The 17,594-nt window shown below is 67.9% G+C and carries 13 protein-coding genes; 7 read left to right on the top strand and 6 right to left on the bottom strand.

Annotated elements, in window-relative coordinates:
* The first annotated feature begins 178 nt into the window (after positions 1 to 178).
* Positions 179 to 706 carry a GNAT family N-acetyltransferase gene (locus F9C11_RS40280; protein WP_409182573.1) on the top strand — a complete coding sequence of 176 codons (528 nt, stop codon included), beginning with the start codon at positions 179 to 181 and terminating at the stop codon, positions 704 to 706.
* A 1,318-nt stretch (positions 707 to 2,024) separates the two neighbouring features.
* Here F9C11_RS40280 and F9C11_RS40275 read toward each other — a convergent pair.
* On the bottom strand, positions 2,025 to 2,657 hold the full coding sequence (locus F9C11_RS40275; protein WP_409182572.1) for a TetR/AcrR family transcriptional regulator: 633 nt from the start codon (positions 2,655 to 2,657) through the stop codon (positions 2,025 to 2,027).
* 31 nt (positions 2,658 to 2,688) lie between these two features.
* Between F9C11_RS40275 and F9C11_RS40270 the strand changes: the two genes are divergently transcribed.
* The 4 genes from F9C11_RS40270 to F9C11_RS40255 all read left to right on the top strand — a co-directional run bounded on the left by F9C11_RS40270 (position 2,689) and on the right by F9C11_RS40255 (position 9,601).
* On the top strand, positions 2,689 to 3,906 hold the full coding sequence (locus tag F9C11_RS40270) for an erythromycin esterase family protein (RefSeq protein ID WP_409182571.1): 1,218 nt from the start codon (positions 2,689 to 2,691) through the stop codon (positions 3,904 to 3,906).
* Positions 3,907 to 4,231: 325 nt separating this feature from the next.
* Positions 4,232 to 5,164, top strand: a complete 933-nt coding sequence (locus tag F9C11_RS40265; RefSeq protein WP_409182570.1) for a S8 family peptidase — start codon at positions 4,232 to 4,234, stop codon at positions 5,162 to 5,164.
* 142 nt (positions 5,165 to 5,306) lie between these two features.
* On the top strand, positions 5,307 to 8,684 hold the full coding sequence (locus F9C11_RS40260) for a pyruvate carboxylase (protein WP_409182569.1): 3,378 nt from the start codon (positions 5,307 to 5,309) through the stop codon (positions 8,682 to 8,684).
* Positions 8,685 to 8,803: 119 nt separating this feature from the next.
* Positions 8,804 to 9,601, top strand: a complete 798-nt coding sequence (locus tag F9C11_RS40255; RefSeq protein ID WP_409182568.1) for an arginase family protein — start codon at positions 8,804 to 8,806, stop codon at positions 9,599 to 9,601.
* A 147-nt stretch (positions 9,602 to 9,748) separates the two neighbouring features.
* Here F9C11_RS40255 and F9C11_RS40250 read toward each other — a convergent pair whose 3' ends face one another.
* A complete protein-coding gene (locus F9C11_RS40250; protein WP_409182567.1) occupies positions 9,749 to 10,135 on the bottom strand; it encodes a GntR family transcriptional regulator in 387 nt (128 codons plus the stop codon).
* On the bottom strand, positions 10,136 to 10,864 hold the full coding sequence (locus tag F9C11_RS40245; protein ID WP_409182566.1) for a hypothetical protein: 729 nt from the start codon (positions 10,862 to 10,864) through the stop codon (positions 10,136 to 10,138). It abuts the gene before it with no gap.
* Between the two features lie 351 nt (positions 10,865 to 11,215).
* Here F9C11_RS40245 and F9C11_RS40240 point away from each other — a divergent pair, with 351 nt between their 5' ends.
* The gene (locus F9C11_RS40240) at positions 11,216 to 12,514 is read left to right on the top strand and encodes a PucR family transcriptional regulator (RefSeq protein ID WP_409182565.1); all 1,299 of its coding nucleotides are present in this window, start codon (positions 11,216 to 11,218) and stop codon (positions 12,512 to 12,514) included.
* Between the two features lie 456 nt (positions 12,515 to 12,970).
* On the opposite strand, the gene F9C11_RS40235 is transcribed toward F9C11_RS40240, so the two are convergent.
* Complete coding sequence (locus F9C11_RS40235; protein WP_409182564.1) at positions 12,971 to 14,410, bottom strand: DUF6801 domain-containing protein; 1,440 nt, start codon at positions 14,408 to 14,410, stop codon at positions 12,971 to 12,973.
* Between the two features lie 244 nt (positions 14,411 to 14,654).
* Between F9C11_RS40235 and F9C11_RS40230 the strand changes: the two genes are divergently transcribed.
* Complete coding sequence (locus tag F9C11_RS40230) at positions 14,655 to 15,692, top strand: RCC1 domain-containing protein (RefSeq protein ID WP_409182563.1); 1,038 nt, start codon at positions 14,655 to 14,657, stop codon at positions 15,690 to 15,692.
* A gap of 313 nt (positions 15,693 to 16,005) precedes the next feature.
* Here F9C11_RS40230 and F9C11_RS40225 read toward each other — a convergent pair whose 3' ends face one another.
* Together F9C11_RS40225 and F9C11_RS40220 are read right to left on the bottom strand one after the other, a co-directional pair.
* Positions 16,006 to 16,617 carry a DUF6801 domain-containing protein gene (locus F9C11_RS40225; protein ID WP_409182562.1) on the bottom strand — a complete coding sequence of 204 codons (612 nt, stop codon included), beginning with the start codon at positions 16,615 to 16,617 and terminating at the stop codon, positions 16,006 to 16,008.
* Positions 16,618 to 16,949: 332 nt separating this feature from the next.
* A complete protein-coding gene (locus F9C11_RS40220; protein WP_409182561.1) occupies positions 16,950 to 17,585 on the bottom strand; it encodes a hypothetical protein in 636 nt (211 codons plus the stop codon).
* Positions 17,586 to 17,594: the final 9 nt, after the last annotated feature.

The raw sequence follows: 17,594 nt of genomic DNA, 5'->3' as shown, positions 1-17,594 counted from the left end.
CTATCGGCCGATGCCCCCAGCCGCCGCCGAGACGAGGCGGCGATGCCTGAACTCCCGGACCCCTTTGCCCGAACTTTCCCCCTGACTGTCCTTTGTGGCCGCCCGAGCAAATCACGTGCGAGCAGGCATGCTCTCGTGCTGAACTGCCAGAAGCCCGCTCGACCCCCTGGAGGTACCGGTGCCCGCCCCGGAAATCCGCCCCGCAACCCCATCCGACGCGGCAGGCATCGCAACAGTCCACGTCGCCTCCTGGCAAGCGGCCTACGCAGGCCTGCTGCCGGAGGACTTCCTGTCTGCCCTGTCGATCGAGACGAGGGAACGGTTCTGGGCTTCGAACCTGGCAGACCCTTCCCGCCCGCACAGCATCCTGACGGCCCGGGCGGCGGACGAGATCACCGGCTTCGCAGTCTTCGGCCCCAGCCGAGACGACGACGCCACCCCGAAAACGGGCGAACTGTCATCGATCTACCTCCTGCCGTCCGAGTGGGGCAGGAGGACAGGCCGTGCGCTGCACGAGGAGTGCCTGCGCAGCCTGTCGACCCAGTTCGAGACGGTGACGCTGTGGGTGCTGTCGACGAACACGAGAGCCCGCGCGTTCTACGAGCGGGCCGGGTGGATCCCGGACGGAAAGACCAAGGTAGAGACGATGTCCGACGGGGCGGTGACGTTGGAGGAGGTCCGGTATCGGGTGGTGTTGGGGGAGTAGGCTTCGTTGCTTCGTTGCTTCGTTGCTTCGTTGCTTCGTTGCTTCGTTGCTTCGTTGCTTCGTTGCTTCGTTGCTTCGTTGCTTCGTTGCTTCGTTGCTTCGTTGCTTCGTTGCTTCGTTGCTTCGTTGCTTCGTTGCTTCGTTGCTTCGTTGCTTCGTTGCTTCGTTGCTTCGTGCCGCCGCCTGTCTCTTTGCTCTCGTTAGCTACTGCTCGGTCTCGCTCCCTAGGTAGCTTCTCGCCGTCGCCGTCGCCGTCGCCGTCGCCGTCGCCGTCGCCGTCGCCGTCGCCGTCGCCGTCGCCGTCGCCGTCGCCGAACCGCCGCCTACCGACGACCGCTGCATCCAGCCACCGGCAGACGACCCGCCCCCGTCCCGTCCCCGCTGTTGTCGCGAACGCAGCCACAGCCCTACGATCCGCGACCGAGCGGCGACTGCCCACCAACCCTGTTCCTCAAGCGCGCGCTGTGCCCGTCGCCGTTGTGCGGCAACTGCCTAGCCACCCTGTTCCTCAAACAGGCTTCGCCCGTCACCGTTTCGCGGCGACTGCCAGGTCCGCGAGCCCGACGTTCTCGGCGTTGTCGCCGTTAGGTGACGACTGCCTGGTCCGCGCCTCCGGGCACCCGGCTTTGTCGCCATTCGATGGCGTCTGCGTAGTCTGCCCGCTTCGGTCTGCTTGGCTTCGGTCTGCTTGGCGTTGTCGCCATTGAGCGGCGACTGCCCGGTCCGCGCGCCTGGGCCGCTCGGAGTTGTCGCCATTCAGTGGCGACTGCCCGGCCCGCGCGTCTCGGCCTGTTCGGTGCTGTCGCCACTCGGCGGCGACTGCCCGGTCCGCGCGCCTGGGCCGCTCGGAGTTGTCGCCATTCAGTGGCGACTGCCCGGTCCGCGCGTCTCGGCCTGTTCGGCGCTGTCGCCACTCGCCGGTGACTGCGGAGTCTGCCCGCCTCGGCCTGCTCAGCGTTGCCGTCATTCGGTGGCGACTGTCGAGTCCGCGCACACCCCGGGCACTAGGTGCTGCCGCCATCTCCTAAATCCGCCACCCGAACGCTCGACCTCGTCGCCATCCAGCGGCCACCAGCCTGCGAGACCGCTCCCCAACCGCCTCGCCTCCGCTGAGCACAGATGCTCAACCCCGGCTCGACACGGGACGTTCGCCGTTTCGCGGCAATTCCGAAACCACCTCATCCACCAGCCCCGCTCGTCTTTCGCCGTTCCGCGGCAACAGACGAGCCGTCCCCAGCCGCCCCGTTCCACCCGTCGCCATTTTCCGGCAACGACCCCTAACCCGCCCCGGGCAACAACCCCCAGCCCAGCCCCGGAATCAACCTCCGTCGCCATTCCCCGGCAACCGCCTGCCCAAGACCCCCGCCCGAGCAGCCGCAGCCCCCGCCTCCGCCGCGACCTCAGCCGTCTCCTCCGACACCGGTTCCCTCGACACGAACAGCCGGTAGAACACCGGCCCACACACTGTCCGCGTCACCTCGTCCGGATCGGTGTCGGCCGGAATTTCTCCGCGCGCGACCGCCCGCTCCACGATCACCGCGGCCCGGGCATGCCGGTCCTGATAAAACTCCTGCAACGCCTCGGCTGCCCGTTCCGAGTGGAACGCCGCCAGCACCGCAGCGGTCGGAAGCTCGCGTGGCCCCGGAGTGGTCAACGCGTGCACCACGTCCAACGCCATTTGCCGCAAATCGGCAACAAGCGAACCGGTGTCCGCCGGGCTCCACGGTTCGCCGGCACCGAACCGCAACGCGGCCGCGACCAGTCCTTCGATCGATTCCCACCGTCGGTAAACCGTCGTCTTGTGCACGCCGGATCGTTCGGCGACGGCCTCGACCGTCAGCTCGGTGAACCCGACCTCCGCCAGCAGATCGAGCGTCGCCCGCAAAACGGCGACGCGCGTGCGTTCCGTGCGCCCGCCCGGCCGGCTGGTCCCTGGTAACTCGGTTGCCAATCGCTACCCCTGTTGCATTAGTGTCCTCAGTATGACACCGCTGAGCACCCGTTCGCCGCTGGATGGCGACGTCGCCTCGATCACCAGCCTGATCGGTGACGCGCGCATCGTCGCGATCGGCGAGAACAACCACCACATCCGCGAGTTCGGCGAACTGCGCACCCGGTTGCTCCGCCGCCTCGTCGAGGATCACGGGTTCACGGTGCTCGGCTTCGAATCGGGATTCGCCGAGGGCGACCTGGTGCAGCAGTGGCTGAGCGGTGGTCCCGGCACGGTCGCCGAGGTCGCACGAGAAGGGTTCACCTTTTCCCTCGGCGATTCGGTCGAGGTGCATGAAATGCTGACCTGGATGCGCAGCCATGGCGGCCTCCGCTACTCCGGACTCGACTTGCCCAGCTCGAGCGGTTCACCGCAGCCGGCGTTGCGGATCGTCCGCGGCTTCGTGGAGGAGGTCGATCCGGAGGTTCTTCCGCTGGTCGACGCCGCGATCACCGCCTCCGAGCCGTATTCGGCGGTCAGCAACGCGGTCGCGCCTGGCCGTTATGCGGCAATGGCCGCCGCGGAGCGGGACGCGGCCACGGCTGCGTTGACCACGCTCGTGGCGCACCTTCGTTCTTTGTCGCCAGTTTATCGGCAACGGACTGACCCGGACCGGTACGCAATTGCGGAACACCACGCGGTTGGCGCGCTTCGCGTCGACACGTACCTGCGTGAGCTGAGCGCGATGATGGCGGGAACAGCACCGTCAGTCCAGGGGTCGTCTCGCGACACGTACATGGCTTCGACAGTGAAGCTGCTTCGCAAGCTGTATGGCGAAGGCGAGAAAATCGTGGTGATGGTCCACAACGGACACCTCCAGCGAGTGCCGTTCGCCGCCTTGCCGACCATGACGTTCCCTTCCGCGGGCACGCACCTCGCCGAGGAGTTCGGCGACGACTACTTCGCCCTCGGCCTGACCGCGGGCACCGGCACGACCACCGGCCTCGAACCGGACGAGAGCGAGCGTCTCGGGTTCCGGGTCTATGGACAGGAACTGGAGCCGCCCGTCGAGGGCAGCGTCGAAGCGGCTTTGACCGGCGCGGATCCGTGCGTGGTCGATTTGCGGCCAGACCGAGTGCGAGGACTGACCGGACCGTCGAGCATGCGGCACGCGCACATGTTCACGAAGGTCGACGTCGTGCAGGCCTTCGACGCGCTGGTCTACCTGCCGACAATGTCGGTGAGCGCGCACGTCCCAGCGGCGAAGTAGCTGGCGGACTGCCAACGGTTGGCCAGTTAACGGCAACATCTCTCGACCGGCCAACCGTTGGCCACTCAGTGGCGAGAGATCGGCCAACCGTTGGCCACCTGGCGGCGAGACCTGTCGATCGGCCGTCCGTTGGCCACCTAGCGGCGAGACCTGTCGGTCGGCCAACAATTAGCCACCTAGCGGCGAAACATCGGCAGGTGCAGATCATCGCCCCTCCGCACCTGTCGTTTGTTGGTACGGCCAGGCGGCCGACCGTCGGACCGCGACCAGCCCATCGTGTGACGTCGAGTTGCCGCTGGATGGCGACCGGGATACGACCGCAGGCATGCGGAACCGAGCGGCGCGTGGCCTTTTTTCGGCAACTCTGACATTTCTGCTGGTCGCCGGGGTGCAACCGGCCGCCCTGGCGGCGAGCGGGTTTCAGGCCAATCCGCCGAGCTGGGCGCTCGACCGGATCGATCAGCGAACCGGTCTCGATCAGAAGTACCACTACGACTCGGACGGATCTGGCGTCACCGTCTACGTGATCGACAGCGGTGTCGACGCCAAACACCCGGATCTGCGGGACCGGGTCCTGCCCGGCAAGGATTTCCTCACCACTGGCACGGACACGTCGGACACCAACGGCCACGGCACCCGGGTCGCGGGAATCGTCGCGGGACGCAGCTACGGCGTCGCCAAAGGCGCGCAGATCTTCCCGGTCCGGGTTCTCGACAAGGCTGGCGGCGGCGCGACCGACACGATTATCGCGGGTCTGAACTGGGTAGCCCAGAACGCACACCAACCAGCGGTCGCGGTGCTGGGCATCGGCGGCGTGCCGAACGAACAGCTCGACAACGCGGTCAAAGGAGTCGCCGCGGTCATGCCGATCGTGGTTCCGGCAGGGGAGGGCAGCACTGACGCCAGCCAAACTTCGCCCGCGCGAGTGCCGGAAGCCCTTACCGTGGGCGCGACCGATGTCCAAGACCAGGTCGCGCCGTTCTCGAACTTCGGCATGCCGCTCGACCTGTACGCGCCGGGCGTCGACATCCCCGCGCCCATCGCCGGTACCGCGGAGGTCGGGACGTTGTCCGGGACCTCCATGGCCGCCGCGGTGGCAGCTGGTGTCGTGGCCCTCTACCGGTCCGCGCGCCCCGACGCCGCGCCCAATGCGGTCAGCGAAGCAATTGTGCAGGACGCAACGCAGAACGTGGTCAAGAATGCGCCCTCCGGAACCGCGAATCGGCTGCTGTGCACACTGCCTGCGGGAACGCCCTGACGGTTGCGGCGCGGCGGCTCGGCCAGCATCATGCATGCAGGTCGGCGTGCATGATGTCCATCACCTGGACTACGGCTCCCGCACTGCGGGACTGACCGGGTAACGTGCCTTCGATACCGATCCGAAAAGGGAAGGACCGGGCATGTTCCGCAAAGTGCTGGTGGCCAATCGCGGCGAAATCGCGATCCGGGCGTTCCGCGCAGGCTACGAACTGGGCGCGGGCACAGTCGCTGTGTTTCCGCACGAAGACCGCAACTCGCTGCACCGGCTGAAGGCCGACGAGGCCTACGAGATCGGCGAACCGGGCCATCCGGTTCGCGCCTACCTCTCGGTCGAGGAGATCGTCAAGGCCGCCAAGAAGGCGGGCGCGGACGCGGTCTATCCGGGCTACGGCTTCCTGTCGGAGAACCCCGACCTGGCCATGGCCTGCGAAGAAGCGGGGATCACCTTCGTCGGCCCGAGCGCCGAAATCCTCGAACTCACCGGCAACAAGGCGCGCGCGGTCAAGGCGGCGCGCGAGGCAGGCGTCCCGGTGCTCGGTTCGTCGCAGCCGTCCAGCAACGTCGACGAACTGGTCGCGGCGGCCGACGAACTCGGCTTCCCGGTGTTCGTCAAGGCGGTCGCCGGCGGCGGCGGCCGGGGCATGCGCCGCGTCGAGGACCCGGCGTTGCTGCGCGAGTCGATCGAGGCCGCCGCGCGCGAGGCCGAGTCAGCGTTCGGCGACCCGACCGTGTTCCTGGAGAAGGCCGTGGTCGAACCGCGGCACATCGAGGTCCAGATCCTCGCCGACGGCGAGGGCAACGTGATCCACCTCTTCGAACGAGACTGTTCCGTACAGCGCCGCCACCAGAAGGTCGTCGAGCTGGCCCCCGCGCCGAACCTCGACCCCGAACTGCGCGACCGCATCTGCGCCGACGCCGTGAAATTCGCCCGGCAGATCGGCTACCGCAACGCGGGCACCGTCGAATTCCTGCTGGACCGCGAAGGCAAGCACGTGTTCATCGAGATGAACCCGCGCATCCAGGTCGAGCACACGGTCACCGAAGAGGTCACCGACGTCGACCTCGTGCAGTCCCAGCTGCGGATCGCCGCCGGGGAGACACTCGCCGACCTCGGCCTGTCGCAGGACAAGATCTACCTGCGCGGAGCCGCGCTCCAGTGCCGCATCACGACCGAGGACCCGGCCAACGGGTTCCGTCCGGACATCGGCATGATCAGCGCCTACCGCTCGCCGGGCGGTTCGGGCATCCGGCTCGACGGCGGAACCGCCTTCTCCGGCACCGAGATCAGCGCGCACTTCGACTCCCTGCTGGTGAAACTCACCTGCCGCGGCCGCGATTTCCGCACCGCGGTCGGCCGGGCCCGCCGCGCGGTCGCCGAATTCCGGATCCGCGGAGTGGCGACGAACATCCCGTTCCTCCAGGCGGTGCTGGACGATCCGGACTTCCGCGAGGGCAACGTCACCACGTCGTTCATCGAGGAACGGCCGCACCTGCTGACCGCCCGGCACTCCGCCGACCGCGGCACGCGCCTGCTGACCTACCTCGCCGACCAGACGGTGAACCGGCCGAACGGCGAGCGTCCGCGCACCCCCGACGCAGTGACGAAGCTGCCGAAGCTGCCCGCGGATCTCATTCCGCCGGACGGCTCCAAGCAGAAGCTGACCGAACTCGGCCCGGAGGGATTCGCGCGCTGGCTGCGGGAAACGCCGCAGCTCGGCGTCACGGACACCACCTTCCGCGACGCGCACCAGTCGCTGCTCGCGACGCGCGTCCGGACGAAGGACCTGCTCGCCGTCGCGCCGGTGGTCGCCGCGACTGTGCCGCAGCTGCTGTCCCTGGAGTGCTGGGGCGGCGCGACCTACGACGTCGCGCTGCGTTTCCTCGCCGAGGACCCGTGGGAACGGCTGGAGCAGCTGCGCAAGGCCGTGCCGAACATCTGTCTGCAGATGCTGCTGCGCGGTCGCAACACCGTGGGCTACACGCCTTACCCGACCGAGGTCACCACGGCCTTCGTCGAGGAGGCCACCGCGACCGGCATCGACATCTTCCGCATCTTCGACGCGCTCAACGACGTCGAGCAGATGCGGCCGGCCATCGACGCCGTCCGCGCCACCGGCACCGCGGTCGCCGAGGTCGCGCTCTGTTACACCTCCGATCTGTCCGATCCGAACGAAAAGCTCTACACGCTCGACTACTACCTCAAGCTCGCCGAGCAGATCGTCGGAGCCGGGGCGCACGTCCTGGCGATCAAGGACATGGCCGGCCTGCTCCGCGCGCCCGCCGCGGCTCGGCTGGTGACCGCACTGCGCAAGGAATTCGACCTCCCGGTGCACATCCACACGCACGACACCGCAGGCGGCCAGCTCGCCACCTACCTGGCTGCCATCCAGGCCGGTGCCGACGCCGTGGACGGCGCCGTGTCGTCGATGGCGGGCACCACGTCGCAGCCGTCGCTCGGTTCGATCGTCGCGGCCACCGACCACTCCGACCGCAGCACCGGCCTCGACCTGCACGCGATCGGCGACCTGGAGCCGTACTGGGAAAGCGTCCGCAAGATCTACGCCCCGTTCGAGGCTGGTCTCGCGTCGCCCACCGGGCGCGTCTACGACCACGAGATCCCCGGCGGCCAGCTCTCCAACCTGCGCACGCAGGCGATCGCGCTGGGCCTCGGCGACCGCTTCGAGGACATCGAGGCCATGTACGCCGCGGCGGACAAGATCCTCGGCCACCTCGTGAAGGTCACGCCCTCGTCCAAGGTGGTCGGCGACCTGGCGCTGCACCTCGTCGGCGCCGGCGTCTCCCCGGAGGACTTCGAGGCGGAGCCGAACAAGTTCGACATCCCCGATTCGGTGATCGGATTCCTGCGCGGCGAACTGGGCGACCCGCCCGGCGGCTGGCCGGAACCGTTCCGCACCAAGGCCCTCGAAGGCCGTTCGGCGGCGAAACCGGTCGCCGAACTGTCCGAAGAGGACCACAAGGAACTCGCCGACAACCGCCGCGGCGCGCTGAACCGGCTGCTGTTCCCCGGGCCCACGAAGGAATTCCTCGCGCACCGGGAGGCTTACGGCGACACCAGCGTGCTCCCGAGCAAGGACTTCTTCTACGGTCTGCGCCCGGGCGAGGAGTACTCGGTCGACCTCGAGCCCGGCGTCCGGCTGCTCATCGAGCTGGAAGCCATCGGCGAGGCCGACGAACGCGGCATGCGGACCGTCATGTCCACGCTCAACGGCCAGCTCCGGCCGATCCAGATCCGGGACCGGTCCATCGCCTCGGACATCCCGGCCACCGAAAAGGCCGAGAAGGGCAACCCGAAGCAGATCGCCGCGCCGTTCGCCGGCGTGGTGACGCTGCAGGTGGCCGAGGGCGACGAGGTCGCGGCCGGTGCGACCGTGGCGACGATCGAGGCCATGAAGATGGAAGCGTCGATCACCGCTTCGGCGGCGGGCAAAGTCGGTCGGCTGGCAATCACCTCCGTTCAGCAGGTCGAGGGCGGGGACCTTCTCATCGTGCTCGAATAGCCCGCTTTCGCGCCACTTTTTAGCGCACGAAGGGTCCCTTCGCTCCAAAACGGAGCGAGGGGACCCCTCGCACCATTTACTGCTCGCTTTTTCCGGGGTGTTCGCGCTAGCGTCGATGCATGCTGATCAACGCGGTGCCGCAATGGCAGGGCGCGATCAGTCCCCGAGCGAAGGGGCTGATCGAGGGCTGCCGCGCACTTTCCGAACTGGCCGGGCACGTGCTCGGCAAGCCGGTGCACCACGTACGTCAGGACGCAGCGACGTCCGACGTCGTCGCCGGAATAGCCAACCGGGCCGTGCTCACGGGCACGAACCGGCAGTTGCAGCTCGCTGCGCTCGAAGCGCCGGAAGGCCCGGTGCTCACGATCGGCGGCGACTGCGGCGTCGAGCTGGTCCCGGTCGGCGTCGCGCGTTTCCGTTACGGCGCAACGCTTGGCGTCGCGTGGTTCGATGCGCACGCGGACTTGAACACGGCGGATTCGTCGCCTTCGGGCGCGTATCACGGCATGGTGCTGCGGTCGTTGCTCGGCGAGGGCGACAAGGATTTCGCCGCGAGCCCGGCTCTCGAACGAGGCCGGGCGGTGCTGTTCGGCACCCGCTCGCTCGATTCCGCGGAAGAGGAAGCCATCGCCGGTGGTCTCGCCGTGCGCTCCGACGACGTCGCCGGAGCGCTGAACGCCGCGGGAGCGGACCGCGTTTATCTGCATGTGGATCTGGACATTCTTGATCCCGCCGAGTTCCCCGGAGTGAATTATCCGGAGCCGGGCGGGCTCACGATCGCCGAATTAGTGGAAGCAATCGACGGGCTTTCCGGAATGGAGGTCGTCGGTGCGGGCATCACGGAATGCGTCGGCACGGAGGTCGCCGCGCTGGAACCCGTGCTGGCCGCGGTGGGGAGGGTGCTGATGGAGGGCTGAACCTCCGCATCGAGGCGGTGGGATCCGCGCCTCGTCCGGTGAGTGGACCACGGGAACGCACGGGCAATAAGGAGGTGCGCCCGAGACCGTGCGGAAGACGGTTCACAGAACGGCGAAAACCGCGCCGGCCGGACGATCGAGACGGATTCACTGCGGCGGTGCGTCCAGGCTCGCCAATGCCGCGCGCACGGCGTCGACGGCGTCGTCCGGCGTGACCCCGAGTTCCCGGCTGTGCCGGGCGTATTCGGCGGCCGCGGCGCGAAGCAGCGTGCCCGGATCCGGTCGTTCGGCCGGGCCGGTCACGACGGTTCCGCGTGCCCGTGCGGTGGTGACCCATCCGGCGGACTCGAGTTCGCGGTACACGCGGGCGACAGTCCCGGAGGCGAGTCCGAGGTCCCTCGAAAGCTGACGGATCGGCGGCAGACGGGCGTCCCGGGCAAGGGAGCCGGTCGTGATCGCGCGGACTATCTGGTCGTGCACCTGACGCCAGGGCGGAACCCCGCTTTCGGCGTCGACCACCACTCGCAGCGGCATCTACCGCGCTGCCGTGGTTGTTGTCGCGCGCTGCTTCGGCGGCGGGCCGACGATCGCGAGGAACGCGGCGACGGTGGCCACGAACGCGAGGAACGAGGTGAGGTCCCCGACCGTCCAGCCGAGCGTGGCAGCCGTTCCGGTGCCGAGCCCGAGAGCGACGCGGGCGCTGCGAACTCGCAGTGCCTGGTCGACTTCCGGGTCGCCGGCGGCCGGACGCCGCACCGCGAGGAGCACGATGGTCCACGCCACCGCGGCCGCGCCGACGGTCACCGCGAGCGGACCCCATTGCCGCAAAACGGCGAGATGCCCGACGGCGGCGACGGTGGCCAGCCCGGAGACGACGACCGTCCACAACGGAGCGAAATCGAGCACGCCGCGTGGTGCCAGCACAGCTTCCCTGCGGGGTCCCCGCGAGGGGCGCTGGGCGAGGATTTCGGCGGCCAGCCCGCCGAGCAGCACCACGAACACCAGCGAGTTCGCGGTCCGTTCGCCGACCAGATTCGTCGCGCCCGGGATGAGGGGGAGGCCGAGGAACAGCCACGGATACCAGAATCGCCGACGGCGCAGGTAACGCACGGCCACCGGCACTTGGTCGGCGGTCGGGTTCCGCACGCCCCACTTCGCGAGCAATCGGGCACCTTGCTTCTCTCCCGGCCACAACGCGACGAGGATGATCAGCCCGAACAGGCCGGTGATGCCCGCGACGGCGAGCGCCGAGTCGAGTTGCATCGTGGACCCCTCCCTCTTGTATCAAGTGCATGCTACAAGAGGGTTGCGCGTCCTGCCGGGTGACGCTCCGTGGTCGTTTTCGCTGCCCGTCCGGGTCGCCGCTGAAGGCAGGCATGAGGGTTGCCCCGTTTGCACGCATGACGTAGTGCGCCCGGTGGTGTGTTGTCGCGATGTGCTCCTTCGACCTCGTGAACTTGTCACGAACGTGACAAGAAATCGGTTTCTTCGCGGACTGATGACACATTTGGCGTGGGATTTTCGATGTGTCGGGTGTCACCCCTCAATGGATGCGGGGGCTTCCGGCAGCGCGGAGGCGCGGCCGGGGAACCGGGGCGGAGCGAAGGAGCTGCGATGTCGGTGGAGCGGGGACTCGATCACGCTGTGCCGTCGGCTGCGCTGCCGCGCAAACTCGCCGAGATCCTGCGGCCCGAGCTGGCGAGCCTGTCCGCCGAGATCGTCGACGAGATCCGCGCGACGATTCCCGCCTACGCGCGGCCGCTCGACGGTCCGTACGGGAGATCGATCCGGGCGGGCGTCGAGTATGCGATCACGTTGTTCGTCGCGCAGATCGCCGATCCGCGGGCGTCAAAGGAACAGTCGCACGAGGTGCACCATCGGCTCGGGCAGAACGAGATGCGCGAGGGGCGGAGCCTCGACACCTTGCAGTCGGCCTATCGGGTGGGCGCGCGGGTGTCGTGGCGCCGGATCATGCGCGTCGGACGGCGCGCTGGCCTTTCGTCGGCGGTGATGTCGCAGCTGGCTGATGCGATGTTGGCGTTTATGGACGAATTGGCGTCGGTCGCGCTGGATGGCTATTTAGAGGCGAAAGCCCGCACCGCCGGCGCATTGGACACTTGGCGGCGACGGCTGCTCGGCGTCCTGCTGGAGGTGCCGCCCGCCCCGCCGAAGGCGATCGCGGAGCTGGCGCAGCTCACCGGTTGGGCAGTGCCGGAACAGGCGTCGCCGATTGCTGTCCAATCGCCGCTGAACGGCAGGGCTCGCCGGCACGCGACACTGGACTCGGACATCCTGGCCGAGCTGGACTCCGCCGAACCGTGCATCGTCGTGCCCGGCGCGGTCACTGGTGCCCGGCTGGCGACTCTTCAGGCCGCGCTGCCGAATTGCCGCCTGTCCGTCGGGCCGTGCGTGCCGCTGGCGAGTCTCGCCGATTCCCTGCGGTGGGCACGCCGAACGCTGGTTCTCGCCGATAGAGGGCGAATTCCTGGTGAGCGAGTGCTCCGCGCGGAGGAACACCTCGCTGCCTTGCTGGTGCATTCGGACGACGCGCTGATCGACCTCCTCCGCACCCGGCTTTTCGCCCCCTTGGCGGACATGACCGACAAGCAGCAGGACCGTCTGCTCGAAACGCTGCGGGCTTGGCTCGACAGCCAGGCGAACGTGGTCGAAATCGCCGAGCGGCTGCAAGTCCATCCGCAGACGGTGCGGTACCGCATGCGCCAATTGCAGGCGACGTTCGGTGAACTGCTCCGCGATCCGGCGGCGCGATTCGAAATGGAACTGGTCTTGCGCGCGACCGCGGACGACCGGCCGCGGCCGGGACCGTCGTGGCGTCCGCACCTGACCGCGACGACCGTGGTGCCAGCCAGTCGTCGGCCATCCTCGTGCGAGGACTCGCCTAGTCGCCGCTGAGTGGCGAAAGCTGTCGGTCCCGCCGGTCAGAGGGCTATGGCGTGGCGAATGACAGCGGGCGTTTCGCAGTATCGGTGGCTGCCGCCGATCCGGCAGGGTCTTCGTGTCGCGTGCGGAGCGGACTATGCGTCACGAATCCGTGGTGCACGTCTGGGGCCCAGGCCGTCGTCTTTGATTGGCGGCGGTCGGCCTGCGATGCCTCCACAGTTTCACGAGATCGTGCGGCGCTGTTCTGTCGAGCCGTGATTTGGCGGAGGGACTGACCTGGGGCGCATGGCGTGCCGTGGCGGGTCTTGGAGCGGGGTGAGTGAGCAGGTCGTCGATTTCGGGCATGCCCGGTTTCGTCGATCGGGTTGGTGACTGGGGGCGGGCGGAGGGCGGAACCCCGTTCCGTTGAAGGTCCTCGTCTTTTCGCCGAAGTTCGGCTATTTCGCCAGGCGATGCGTCAGCTCGGCTTCAGCGGGGAGGAGTGTCCGGGATCGGCTTGCACTTCGTGTGGTCCGGGAACTTGTTCGAGGCGCATTCGACGAAGTTGACGTTGACCACCTTGGCCTGGTTCAGGTTCTCCGCGGTGGAGGCCATGCCGGTGAGCAGCGGACTGAGTGGTTCGGTGGTGCCGCAGTGAACGAAGGGCGGCAGGGCGAAGCCGCGGTAGTCGGGGTCGGGCGAATTCGGGTCGGTGCTGATGATGCCGCCCGTCGTGGCGTTGTATTTGCCGGACAGGTTGAGGGAGACCGGTTTGGCGGTGACGCAGTCCGGGCCGAGGTCCAGTGGCACGCCGTTGACTTTGGCGTTGCTCATCCGGGCCATCACCTGGACGCGGGTGGTCAGGCGGACGCCGCCCCAGAGCTGGCCGGTGAGGTCGATCAGCTTGGAATTGCGGTAGTCGACGGGCAGGAACTCGACAGTCGCGGTCACCGGCACGAAGCCGAAACCGAGGAAGGTCGCGGTGACTGGCCGGAAACCGACGACGCCGGAGATCGTGCTCGGGTCGCGCGGGATGTAGTCGGGAGGGTCGAGGATCACCGTCCAGGATCCGTTGAGCACTCCGGTTTTGCTGCTGGCGACGGTGGCTCCCAGCCGGTAGATCGAGGAAGTCGCGGTGACCTGGACGTAGTTGAGCGGGGTGACGAGCGGGAAGCCGTCGTCTTTCGGCGTGACTGCGTCGCGTTCGGCAGCGGGCGGGGTCGGCGCTGGCGGGAGCTTCGGCTTGTCCGGGCTCGGGGCGGTGGCCGGGGCTTGGGTGGCGAGGATCGACGTCAGAGTCGTCGTCTGGTCCGGGAGCAGGGTGCAGGCGACTGGAGTCGCTTCGGCAGCACCCTCGGCAGCAGACTTCAATGCGATGGTCGGGGCGCCGAGGTCGAAGCTGACCTTGCCGGGGACGGTGATCGTCTGTTCCGGCAGGTCTGCGGTGGCGGTGAGCTTGACGTCGCCGTTTTCTGGCAACGGGGTCGCGGCGATCGTGAAGGGGATCGGGATCGCGGCGTGCTTTTCGCCTTGATGTGCCGTCAGGCCAAGGGTGAGACCGCCACGGATGCCGTCTGAGGACGTCGGCACCAATTGGGCGGCCACGGTGTGGGGGAGGAGGAAAGATGCGGTCAGAGAGCGGAATTTTAATCCGGAGCCGACTTGCACCGTCGCGGGTACTGTGGCGGAAGCGGTGAGGGTGATTTGCTGGGAGCCCGCGGGGGCGGCGAAGGGACAGTCGAGGACGACGTCTTTGCTGACTTGTTGCTCACCGGCCGAAGGCGGCGGCGGGGCGGCAGGCGTGGACGTCTCGGTCGAGGCGGAGCTGACGCCGGTGAGCGCTCCGGTGCCGATCGACAGGGCGGCGAGGACTGCGAGAGCGGCGAGAGTCGTCCGGCGGCGGGTAGTGCGGCCGCGTGATTCCGGCATGGTGCGCCTCCTCGCCCGTCGGACCCGAGAAATGGCTTCCGAGCGAAGTTACCGGTGAGTTTCGCCGGGGGCAAGCATGTCCGGGCGACGACGGTTTTCCGTTGTTCCCAAGGGGTTTTCTTAGATTCATGGGCTAGTTCGGGATCGGGTTTTCATCGGATTCTGACAAAGAACTCGCACGTTTGCCTCGACGGGCCGCAGGGCTGGAATCATCTTTGCCAGACGTTCGGAGGAAGGAGCTGCGATGGCGGCCGGACACCGGCGATGGGGCAAGGGCGCGGCGGCGGTCGCCGCGGTCGTCGTGGTGGGGGCCGGGGCTGCGTCGAGCGGCCCGGCAGTCGCAGTGAACGCGCTGCAGCCGAAGTCGGCGGGTTCCGTGCCCGCGACGCAGTTCGACGCAGCGGGAAGCGCGGCCGGCGCGGCGAATGTGCCGCAGTTGACGGCGGTCGGGGGTATCTACCAGTGGGGGACCCGAGGCATGTCGGGACTGCCGGCGGCCACCACGTCCGGCCTCTCCGCGGTTTCGGCCGGCGGATTGTTCGGGCTGGCGCTCAAGAACGGTGCCGTGCTCGCCTGGGGCGACAACAATTTCGGCGAAAGTGAGGTGCCGGCGGACCTGTCGTCCGGCACCACCCAGATCGCCGCTGGCTGGCTGCACGGGCTTGCCCTCAAGAATGGCAAGGTCTACGCGTGGGGCAACGACTGGTACGGCCAGACGGAGCTTCCGGCATCGGTGTCCAGCGGGGTCACCGCGATCTCCGCCAGTACGGTGCACAGCCTCGCGTTGCTGCGGAACGGCCAGGTGGTGAGCTGGGGCAGCCGGGCGGACGTGCCGGACTTCGCCCAGTCCGGTGTCGACGCGATCTCGGCGGGCGGGGACCACAACCTCGTGCTGAAGAACGGCGTCGTCCTTGCCTGGGGCAGCAACGCCTTCGGTCAGTCGGCCGTTCCCGCGGCGGCGCAGTCCGGAGTGACCGCCATTTCGGCCGGGTATGAGCACAGCCTCGCGCTGAAGGACGGCGGCGTGCTCGCCTGGGGGCACGACAACTACGGGCAGACCAACGTTCCCGCAGCGGCCAAAACCGGGGTTGTCGCCATCGACGCGGGGTGGAACCACAACCTGGCGATCAAGGCGGACGGGTCGCTGGTCGCCTGGGGCAACAACTCGTACAGTCAGGCGACGGTGCCGAAGCCGCCGGTGTGCGGGCCGGTCACCGGTGCGTCGGCGGGCTACGAGTTCGGCCTTGTGATCACGGACCGGTCGGTTCCCTGTCGTCGCTGACTGGCCGGTTCCCCGGAAATCCGTTGCGCTGAGAAGGAATCGTGGGACGTCGGGGCGGTTCCTGAGCGCGTTGGAGAGGGCTGGCTGTGCGGGTTCTTTGTTCTGGAAGTGAAAGCTTGCCCAACGTCGGGCCGGGAGAAGGTTGCGCAGCCGGGGCGGCCTCTTCCCTAGACGGAGTGCTGTTGCCGTACTCGGCGCTGGTTCCCTGTCGCTGGGCCGATTCTCGCTGCGGGAGAAGCCGAATCGGTGCCTGACAGTCCGGCGAAACGACGACGGAGGGACGGCATCCAGCCGCCCCTCCGTCGAGGTCGGGTCAGGAAATGGTGCCCGACGGGCTGAAGTTCGTGCCCGACGGGGCGGTGCACGTCATGGTCCACGGGGTCCAGCTGTCGTCCGACGGCTTGTGGAATTCGAGCTGCGCGGAGAGCGTCGTGTCGAGGCCGAACGTCACCGAGCCGGGGCTGCTCGGCGCGGTATAGGTCGGGATCGACGACGTCGAGGTCTGCGCGATGTTCACCGTGATCGCGCCGCCCGCCGGGTAGATCTGCTCCGGGATCTGCAGGCCGGAGGCGGACGACGGGGACAGCGAACCGTTGTCGACGGTGATCGGGACGTCGGCGGTGCCGCGGATGCCGTCGTACCCGGCGGCGGTGAGCAGCGCGTGGACCAGCGCGGTGATGGTCGCGGTGCCGGACACGTTGGACGGCGTCGTGGTGCCGTTCACCGGGATCGTGTCCGGGCCGTCGAACTGCGCGGTGACCGCCACGGTCTGCGGCGGGATGGCCGGGAACGTGCAGCTGTAGTTCGCGGGGCCGGCCTTGTAGGTCGCGGTGGCGGCCGAGGCCGTGCCCGCGGTCAGGACCGCGATCGCGCCTACGGCGACGCCGGTCACCACGCCCGTGGACAGTTTGCTGAGCCGGGGCATACCATTCTCCTTAGATCGGACTGCAGTTTTCGCGGCGATCCTGCGCGGTGGGGGCGGAGGTTTCCGCGGATTCCGTTCCGGATCAAGTCTTCGGGAACGGGAAACGGCTCGGTGGGGACTACCGGCCGCGAGTCCAAGGTTACCCGCGAGTTCAGTCGGCAACAACCCTGGTATGCGCCTGTTCTGTGGTTCGGAAACTGGACCGATTCTTTTGTCATTGTCCGCGTAAACAGTATCGGCGTCTCGTGTGCTGCTGACAATTCCGGGAAGATCGAGTATGCGAAAAACGGAGTACCGGCACAGTTTCCGGTACTCCGTTTTCGTGTGGTTGATCAGCTCTTGGAGGTCAGGGTCAGGGAGATGGTGTTGTCCGGTCCGGACACCAATGCGCCGAGTGCGAGATCGGCGATGAAGCAGTTCTTGAATTCCGGAATGGCGTAATTGCCGGTGAGGGTGATCGGCTTGGTGATGTCGACGTTCGCCGCGGTCAGGGTCAGGTCGATCGGCTTGACGGTCGTGCAGCTGCCGGGCACGGTCGGCACCGGGAAGACCGGCACGATCGGGCCCGCCCAGATGTCGCTGATCTCCATGTTCGCGGTTTCGTGCGTGGTGAGGGTGCCGTTCGCGAGACTGCCGGTCGCGGGCGCGGTCGGGATCACGGTGACCTTCGCCTTGATCCGGAATCCGCCTGCGAGCAGCGAAATGTTGGCGGTGGACGGCGGCAATTGCAGATTGGCGTTGAGACCGACGGCTCCGGTTTGGTCGTCGACCAGGAGATTCCCGGCGAGGCTGCCCGGGCCGAGGTTGAGAGTGCTGCCGGTTTTCTTTACTACGGTGCTGCCGGTGACCGAGTAGGAGATCGGAATGGGTATTTCGGTCGCTGCTGCGGGAACTGCGGAGGCGAGACTGACCGCGGTCGCGGCGGCTGCTGCGAGCACGCCGATTCGGGCGAGCCGGAAAATGGGCATGACGGTACT

The organism is Amycolatopsis sp. VS8301801F10, from assembly GCF_046195355.1.
Classification (GTDB): domain Bacteria; phylum Actinomycetota; class Actinomycetes; order Mycobacteriales; family Pseudonocardiaceae; genus Amycolatopsis.
Note: the sequence above shows the minus strand (reverse complement) of the source record. Positions and strands in the feature narration are given on the sequence as shown.

Coding starts and splice junctions, on each gene's coding strand:
- F9C11_RS40270 (WP_409182571.1), top strand. CDS start 2,689: ATGACACCGCTGAGCACCCGTTCGCCGCTGGATGGCGACGTCGCCTCG.
- F9C11_RS40265 (WP_409182570.1), top strand. CDS start 4,232: ATGCGGAACCGAGCGGCGCGTGGCCTTTTTTCGGCAACTCTGACATTT.
- F9C11_RS40260 (WP_409182569.1), top strand. CDS start 5,307: ATGTTCCGCAAAGTGCTGGTGGCCAATCGCGGCGAAATCGCGATCCGG.
- F9C11_RS40255 (WP_409182568.1), top strand. CDS start 8,804: ATGCTGATCAACGCGGTGCCGCAATGGCAGGGCGCGATCAGTCCCCGA.
- F9C11_RS40250 (WP_409182567.1), bottom strand. CDS start 10,135: ATGCCGCTGCGAGTGGTGGTCGACGCCGAAAGCGGGGTTCCGCCCTGG.
- F9C11_RS40245 (WP_409182566.1), bottom strand. CDS start 10,864: ATGCAACTCGACTCGGCGCTCGCCGTCGCGGGCATCACCGGCCTGTTC.
- F9C11_RS40240 (WP_409182565.1), top strand. CDS start 11,216: ATGTCGGTGGAGCGGGGACTCGATCACGCTGTGCCGTCGGCTGCGCTG.
- F9C11_RS40235 (WP_409182564.1), bottom strand. CDS start 14,410: ATGCCGGAATCACGCGGCCGCACTACCCGCCGCCGGACGACTCTCGCC.
- F9C11_RS40230 (WP_409182563.1), top strand. CDS start 14,655: ATGGCGGCCGGACACCGGCGATGGGGCAAGGGCGCGGCGGCGGTCGCC.
- F9C11_RS40225 (WP_409182562.1), bottom strand. CDS start 16,617: ATGCCCCGGCTCAGCAAACTGTCCACGGGCGTGGTGACCGGCGTCGCC.
- F9C11_RS40220 (WP_409182561.1), bottom strand. CDS start 17,585: ATGCCCATTTTCCGGCTCGCCCGAATCGGCGTGCTCGCAGCAGCCGCC.